The following is a 6,900-nucleotide window of genomic DNA, read 5'->3' as shown; positions in this document are numbered from 1 at the left end:
AAATACTTGAGCCTCATGAGATATCCTCCATTAGCGTGAAAATACCTCAACCAGTAGTGTAAGAAGTTCTATGCGTACGTGATATTTATCAACAATCAATTATTCTGGTGAGCGGCACGCCCATTGAGTGTCGCTTAGACAGATCAAAAACGTTCAGGCTGAGCACTAAATGAGCGCTTTGTCCGCGTAGCTGTCATTGGTGCACGCCGCAGCGAAGGTCGCTTCGAGCCCGAAGCGAACTGCATTGCAAGACATAATGACAACCGCGATGACCTTCGCGCCAGATCACAAATTGATCTGCGTCATGGTTCGCTTGAGGATCTGTGCGAAGAGATTGGAGCAAAGATGGAGGTTCGCAGGGCCGCAAATGAGAAAGCTTTGGTTCGCACTGACCGTTCTGCCTGCTATGATTTGCGCGGGAATGACAGAGGCACAAGAAAAAGTCTTCCTAATTCGCCATGCGGAGGAAGAGTTGCTAAGTGGTGCCAATCCGAAACTATCGTCGGAAGGTCGCGAAAGAGCCGCTCGCTATGCCTCTATGCTTCGAGATGCCGAGATCGATGTTCTGTTTTCAAGCAGCACTGTAAGGACTCAAGAGACAGGAGACATTATTGCAGAGAGCTTGGGGGTGCCGTCGCACTCATTTAATAAGTACGGCTATGGCGAAATGCTTGCACAGGTTGAGGCCCAGAACGTAGACGATACGATACTGATTGTAGGAAACTCAGGCACTATCCCTACAATGCTTCGATTGTTGGGCGTCGTTGAGGAAGTCAAAGTTAGCAAATCGGACTATGACAATTTGTTCTTAGTGGTTCCCAACGATAACGGTCCTTCGCAGTTCGTCAGGCTCAGAATGCCTTAGACCATGGAATATATCACTTAGAAAACACGACGGCATACACTCCAAAGCGGACATTGGTGCGAGGTGCAGCGAATGACGGCTTGGAGCCCATAGCTGTCATTGGTGCGTTGCGCAACGAATGGCAAATCCCAGCCGAGACCCGACAAATATTCTGACGCGCACCAGACATTCACCTTTCGCATCACGTTTGCGTCGAGACTATTCGTTCTTAAGTTACTTTGTCCTAACGTCTTAGAGCACCAAATACCCGGTTCCATCGAAAGACGAACATCAAAGCAAACATACACACGACAAGACCGATCAGGTCTCCGGTTGCATAGATGGCCCAAACTCCGATGACCTTCTCAAGATCAATGAGACCTGAGTAGACCAGTGTTTGGCCGAACGAATTTATCACCGAAGACAGTGCCCCCACGGCCAACAAACCCTTCCAATGCAGCTTTCTCGATCCGCCGAAGTAGAAATTGAAACCGGCAAACCGGGTGATCTCGAACGCGACAAATGCAGAGGCTGATCCAACAATGATGCCCTCTATCAGAGCTGGCTCCAGGAAATTCAGGTCTTCAGGTGGGCTGAACAACCATGCTGAGATAGCTACACCAACAACCAGAGCGGGCACCGCTTTCCAGCCATAGGCCCATGTCGCTAGAACTCTCACCCCATGGGGCAGATATACCAGACTGGCGAAGACCGTGACTTCGGGCAAAAACAGACTTTGTATTGGCGTCACAACCTGAGCGGTCAGACCGTGACACAAGACATAGGCGAGGATGATGATCAAAAAGCTCACGGATGGGTCCTTTCGATCTGAGTTCAGAAGTATCGAGGAAAATCTGTCTGCGGTTTATCAACTGACATGCGCGACAATGAAATAGCTCATTAGCTACCAGCAGGATGACTGCGCACCAGATAATGCCTGGATTTATATCCGTCAGCTTTCTCTAGCAAACCCATGGAGATCAGAGAACGCAAAGCCCTATGATAGGACGCCTGTGCAATTCCTGCGGTCAGATCATGGTTTCGGATGTCGTCAGACGTCACAACCTCTTCACGCTCTCCAGACAGAGCATGTGCAGCAAGAAATACGTCCAATTCCACCTGTGACAGGCTGTCAAATCCAATCTCATGCTCCATTTCACGCAGCATGCTGCGCAGCTCAAAAAGCGCCGAAAGGTTTTTGTGAAATTTATTGCTCAAAATTGTAGCCATCCAAAATATTTACCTACCTGAAGCAGGTCACCAAAATTATCATATTGACAATGTTGGCGGCTTGAAAGAACCTTCTTAAACTCCCTGAGTTTCCGTGAGTGGTTGTCTATGGAGTGTTTCAAAAGGTTCTGCCCCGGTCGCGCAAATGCGACCGGGGAAATTTATCACCATAAATATACTTTCGTAAAGGAAGGTCCGCTCGCAAAAGGACGCCTTCGTTCCCCAGAGCTGCCCTTCAAGAAAAGCGCCCCGTACGACGGTTCAGCGCAGCATCCCCGCAAAAACCCCTTCACTATGCGCTGGTTGCGTCCAGCCAAAGTTGTAGCAATTCAGAATGTGCTGCCTGTTGGTTCTCAGTATTTGAGATCGCGCTACACCTTAGATGGGAGGAGCGGCGCGCTCAGTCATAAGCTGACGGGCGGTGACCCTTTCGCGATGAATCATATAAAGTCCTGCACCGATGATGATGGCGATGCCGGTGAGGGTCAGTGCATTGGGAAAATCACCAAACACCAGATAGCCCAGAAATGTTGCAACTGGCAGTTCAAGATACTGCATCGGCGCCAGCGTAGCCGAAGGTGCCAGCGACAGCGCATAAGTCATCATCATATGACTTAGCGTGGCGAAAAAACCTACGCCCAGCAGCCATAGCCACACAATGCCTTCTGGCCAAACCGGATCAAGAAATTCGGAACCAGAGCCTTGGGCAAATATCATGATCGGCAGGCACATCAGGCTGGCGACAAGGCCAGTGTGGAATTGCAGGGTGACCGGATGCATGCGCCGCGACAGCCCACGTGTCACAAGGATGTAAAACGCGAACCCGACCGCAGTGCCCAGCGGAAACAGCGCGACTGCGCCGAAGGCTGCAAAACTGGGTTGGATCACAAACAAGACACCCACAAAGCCCACAATCGCGGCGCCTACGCGGCGTGGACCAACCTCTTCGCCCAGGTAGAACTTTCCTACCAGCAGCACAATAAACGGGGCCACGAACACTATCGCGAGTGCATCGGCCAGAGGCATCACGCTGATTGCAGCGACAAAGCAGAAGGTTGCGACTAGCAAGAGTGCCGCGCGAAAAAACAGCGCCAGCCATTGCGCCCGTGCCACCCGCAACGACAGACCCATCATCCAGACAAACGGAGCCATCAGCACGCACTGAACGAAAAACCGTGCAGCCGTGATCTGTCCCACCGGCACGCTTCCCGATGCGAGCTTGGCCGCCACATCCAGCAATGGGGCGGTAACGCAAAATCCGAGCATCAAAGCCACACCTGCTAGGATGCGGTCCGTGGAGGGAATGTAGGAAGAAGAACTGGTCATGGGCCCCGCATTAAGGTGACACCACGAGCTCGTCTATTCCTTTTGCGACGTTTGGCGATGCTCAAGGGGCCAAAGCAGACATCGCAACCAACTGCAGCGAAGGTCCGGATCGAGCCCAGAGCGGACGTGCTCTCGCCCGATTGACAGGGATCAACACTCATTACGGCTAGTCTTGCTAATCTGGCTGTGAGCTAGGAAAGGAAGTCCGATGTATTCACGAATCCTTGTTCCCGTTGATTTAAACAACGCCGACAAACTCTCAAAGGCGCTCAGTCTCGCGGGGCGGACTGCGCAGGCAGACAGCGCAGAAGTTCTGTATGTCGATGTAGTAGATGCTGTCCCGACGATGTCTGCTCGTACCGAAGGTGACCGGATGGAAGTACGTCTGAAAGACTTCGTTGCCGATCAAGCGAAGCAGTATGACATCAAAGCCAACGACCATGTCGCACTACGCGGCGATCTGCATTTGAATGTTGGCGCGGATATCATAAAAGCGGCTAAAGAGGCTGATTGTGACTTAATAGTGATGGCAAGCCACATGCCCGGTCTTAAAGATCACATCTTCTCATCCAATGCAGGCTATGTGGCCTCCCACGCGCCTATGACCGTTTATGTCGTCCGATAAACTCGATGTGGGGTCCTAAACTGTTTGTCCGCACTGCGGTCATTGACAAATTCTCCAGAGAAAGACGGCTCTTAGCTCAATACAGAAGTGGATTCTGCACATCGCCGTTGCTCTCTTCGGAATGTGCTATTGTATGAAAAGCGATCCCGAATTGGCGCTGGTCCTGCCGAGCGTTTCCACAGATGCGAGGCTAAAATGAAAAAGATTCCAAACTCCAAGTATGAAAAGGATCTGGTCAGGCTTCAGATCGAACTGGTGAAAATGCAGGAGTGGATCAAAGCCAGTGGTCACCGCCTCGTTGTGATATTTGAAGGGCGAGATGCGGCAGGCAAAGGCGGCACTATCAAGCGGATCACAGAGCCTCTCAATCCTCGCATCGCGCAAGTCGTCGCGTTACCTGCACCGACCGAACGAGAAAAGACGCAATGGTATTTCCAAAGATATGCGTGCCATCTTCCTGCTGCTGGTGAAATGGTTATCTTCGATCGATCCTGGTACAACCGTGCTGGTGTGGAGCGTGTCATGGGGTTTTGCACCGATGAGGAATATCAGGAATTCCTGAGAAGTTGTCCCGAATTCGAGCGAATGCTCGTTCGCTCGGGTATTCAGATCATCAAGTACTGGTTTTCTGTAAGCGACGAGGAACAGGAACGGCGGTTCCAAAAACGTCTGACGGACCCTACCAAGCGCTGGAAGCTAAGCCCTATGGACCTAGAAAGCCGAAAGCGGTGGATGGAATACAGTCGCGCGAAGGACGATATGTTTGCATATACCGATATAAAGCAAGCACCTTGGTACGTGGTAAACTCAGACATTAAGAAACACGCACGCCTGAACTGCATCAGTCACTTGCTATCGATGGTGCCCTACGAAGATCTCACTCCAAAAGAGGTCGAATTGGAGGACAGACCTGTGCAGACTGGATATGCCCGCCCGCCAATCGAGGAACAAACCTTCGTACCAGAAATTCACGACAAGCCTATGTCGGATACATAGGATGCGGCTGCGCAGCTTGTCCGCACTGGCGTCATTTGTGCTTGACGCAGCAAACGGCTTCTTTGAGTCCTTAGTTCATTTCTCGGCAAACGCGATGAGTGTCCGCTAACCGAAGGATCTGCATTTAATCAATGGGTCGAGCCGGTAGCAACCTTAAGGCAGCAGCATTCCCCGGATCATGAAAAAGAACATCGCTGCGAGGATCGCCGCGATGGGAACCGTGATTATCCAAGCCGCCGCAATGCGCAGCAGCAGATTGCGTTTCACGAGTTCGACACGGTGCACACGTCCCAGACCGCGTCTTTCCTGCTTTCCGAGCACGCGATCACCTGCCGCCTGAGCTTTCATATTGCGAAGCATTTCCCCCTTCATGGCTACATCTGCAGCTTCGAATTGCGCCAGAAGTTTCTCGACCGCTTCTGGGTCATTTTCGGCGTGGTGAGTTCGGATTTCATCAAGCATGCGTGCATAGTTCGACTTGATATATTCGCGCAGAAAGCCCACACCAAAAACCCCGCCGACAGCAATATGGGTCGAGCTGACGGGCAACCCGAGTTGCGATGCGATGATGACGGTAATCGCTGCAGCCATAGCGATACAAAAGGCGCGCATCTTGTCGAGTTCGGTGATCTCGCTGCCAACGGTTCGGATCAGCTTCGGCCCGTAGAGCGCCAACCCCAACGCAATACCTATCGCACCCACGGCCATGACCCAAAGCGGAATGCCAGCTTTGGCGGAAATACCCCCTTCGGTAATCGCTTCGTTGATCCCGGCAAGCGGTCCGACCGCGTTGGCGACGTCATTCGCACCATGGGCGAAACTCAAAAGTGCTGCCGCAAAGATCAGGGGGACGGTGAACAGATCATTGACGCTTGTCTTGTGGTTATCCAACTGTTTCGTCAACCTCGCAATGTACGGCCTCATAATCACGTAGACGACTGCGGCCACAAGGACCCCAAGCATGAGTGCGACAGGGAAAGAGACAGAGACGATCTTCTTTACTCCTTTCAGCATAAGATATGTTGAAAAGGCCCAGGCCATAATCGCGACCAGCACTGGCACCATACGGTTGGCCGCCCCCAAAACGTCCAGTTTGTAGGTGATCGTGCGTTTGATGATATAGAGAAAGCCTGCCGCAATCAGCCCACCCATCATCGGTGAGATGACCCAGCTTGCTGCGATCTGGCCGACCACCGACCAGTCCGCGACATTCCAGCCTGCTGCAGCGATCCCTGCGCCAAGCACCCCGCCGACGATCGAGTGCGTAGTAGAAACCGGCGCGCCGATAGCGGTCGCAAAATTCAGCCAAACGGCGGCCGCCAAAAGAGCGGCGATCATGAGCCATATGAACGTATCACGGTCCGCTACCAGATCAGGATCGATGATCCCGCTCTTGATTGTGCCGACAACGTCTCCACCCGCGACGAGGGCGCCGCCGGCTTCGAAAAAAGCCGCGATAATGATGGCTCCGGTCAGGGTGATGGCGTGCGACCCGACGGCTGGTCCGACATTGTTCGCCACATCGTTCGCGCCAATGTTCATCGCCATGTAGCCACCGATCATCGCGGCCGCGACGAGCAGGATACCGTCGGCCCCCCCATCGGTGCGGACTATGGTGAAAAGCATGATGCCCACGACGAAAAGCAACGCCGTTCCAAAGCGGAACAACTCATCGCGGTTTCGCTGTGCAGCGCTTTCGATTCTTTCGGTTCTCAACACTAGCACTCCCCCGCAATTCGTTTGTTTGGCAGAGCAATTATCGCAGAAGCGCGGAGAGGTGGATATGAGCCAAGTCAATGACCACAACTGTGCACATCGATACCTTTCCGAACAGCAAGCAAAAAAGTGGAGTTATCCGGTGAAATGGAAGGCGGTTCGA

At 52.6% G+C, this 6,900-nt stretch carries 7 protein-coding genes; 3 read left to right on the top strand and 4 right to left on the bottom strand.

All coding sequences use genetic code 11. The annotated features are described in order from the left end of the window. Positions 1-367: 367 nt before the first annotated feature. A complete protein-coding gene (locus BOA8489_RS18570; RefSeq protein ID WP_176440365.1) occupies positions 368-865 on the top strand; it encodes a SixA phosphatase family protein in 498 nt (165 codons plus the stop codon). 223 nt (positions 866-1,088) lie between these two features. Here BOA8489_RS18570 and BOA8489_RS18565 read toward each other — a convergent pair whose 3' ends face one another. From BOA8489_RS18565 to BOA8489_RS18555, 3 genes are all read right to left on the bottom strand, one after another. After that, entirely contained in the window at positions 1,089-1,655 is a 567-nt protein-coding gene (locus BOA8489_RS18565) for a hypothetical protein (RefSeq protein WP_245813975.1), read from the bottom strand. Between the two features lie 89 nt (positions 1,656-1,744). Next, positions 1,745-2,074, bottom strand: a complete 330-nt coding sequence (locus tag BOA8489_RS18560; RefSeq protein ID WP_245813974.1) for a hypothetical protein — start codon at positions 2,072-2,074, stop codon at positions 1,745-1,747. 378 nt (positions 2,075-2,452) lie between these two features. Beyond that, on the bottom strand, positions 2,453-3,400 hold the full coding sequence (locus tag BOA8489_RS18555) for a DMT family transporter (protein ID WP_093975803.1): 948 nt from the start codon (positions 3,398-3,400) through the stop codon (positions 2,453-2,455). Between the two features lie 208 nt (positions 3,401-3,608). On the opposite strand from BOA8489_RS18555, the gene BOA8489_RS18550 reads away from it, so the two are divergent. Both BOA8489_RS18550 and ppk2 read left to right on the top strand, forming a co-directional pair. Next, positions 3,609-4,025, top strand: coding sequence for a universal stress protein (locus BOA8489_RS18550; protein WP_093975802.1), 417 nt, complete (start codon positions 3,609-3,611; stop codon positions 4,023-4,025). A gap of 195 nt (positions 4,026-4,220) precedes the next feature. Next, complete coding sequence (ppk2, locus tag BOA8489_RS18545; RefSeq protein WP_093975801.1) at positions 4,221-5,021, top strand: polyphosphate kinase 2; 801 nt, start codon at positions 4,221-4,223, stop codon at positions 5,019-5,021. A 153-nt stretch (positions 5,022-5,174) separates the two neighbouring features. Here the strand turns inward: ppk2 and BOA8489_RS18540 are convergent, their stop codons facing one another. Continuing rightward, positions 5,175-6,740, bottom strand: a complete 1,566-nt coding sequence (locus BOA8489_RS18540; RefSeq protein WP_370807356.1) for an inorganic phosphate transporter — start codon at positions 6,738-6,740, stop codon at positions 5,175-5,177. Between the last annotated feature and the right edge of the window lie 160 nt (positions 6,741-6,900).

The sequence above is a fragment of the Boseongicola aestuarii genome (genome assembly GCF_900184815.1).
GTDB lineage: Bacteria > Pseudomonadota > Alphaproteobacteria > Rhodobacterales > Rhodobacteraceae > Boseongicola > Boseongicola aestuarii.
This window is presented reverse-complemented; position numbering and strand designations above follow the sequence as displayed.

Coding starts and splice junctions, on each gene's coding strand:
- BOA8489_RS18570 (WP_176440365.1), top strand. CDS start 368: ATGAGAAAGCTTTGGTTCGCACTGACCGTTCTGCCTGCTATGATTTGC.
- BOA8489_RS18560 (WP_245813974.1), bottom strand. CDS start 2,074: ATGGCTACAATTTTGAGCAATAAATTTCACAAAAACCTTTCGGCGCTT.
- BOA8489_RS18555 (WP_093975803.1), bottom strand. CDS start 3,400: ATGACCAGTTCTTCTTCCTACATTCCCTCCACGGACCGCATCCTAGCA.
- BOA8489_RS18550 (WP_093975802.1), top strand. CDS start 3,609: ATGTATTCACGAATCCTTGTTCCCGTTGATTTAAACAACGCCGACAAA.
- ppk2 (WP_093975801.1), top strand. CDS start 4,221: ATGAAAAAGATTCCAAACTCCAAGTATGAAAAGGATCTGGTCAGGCTT.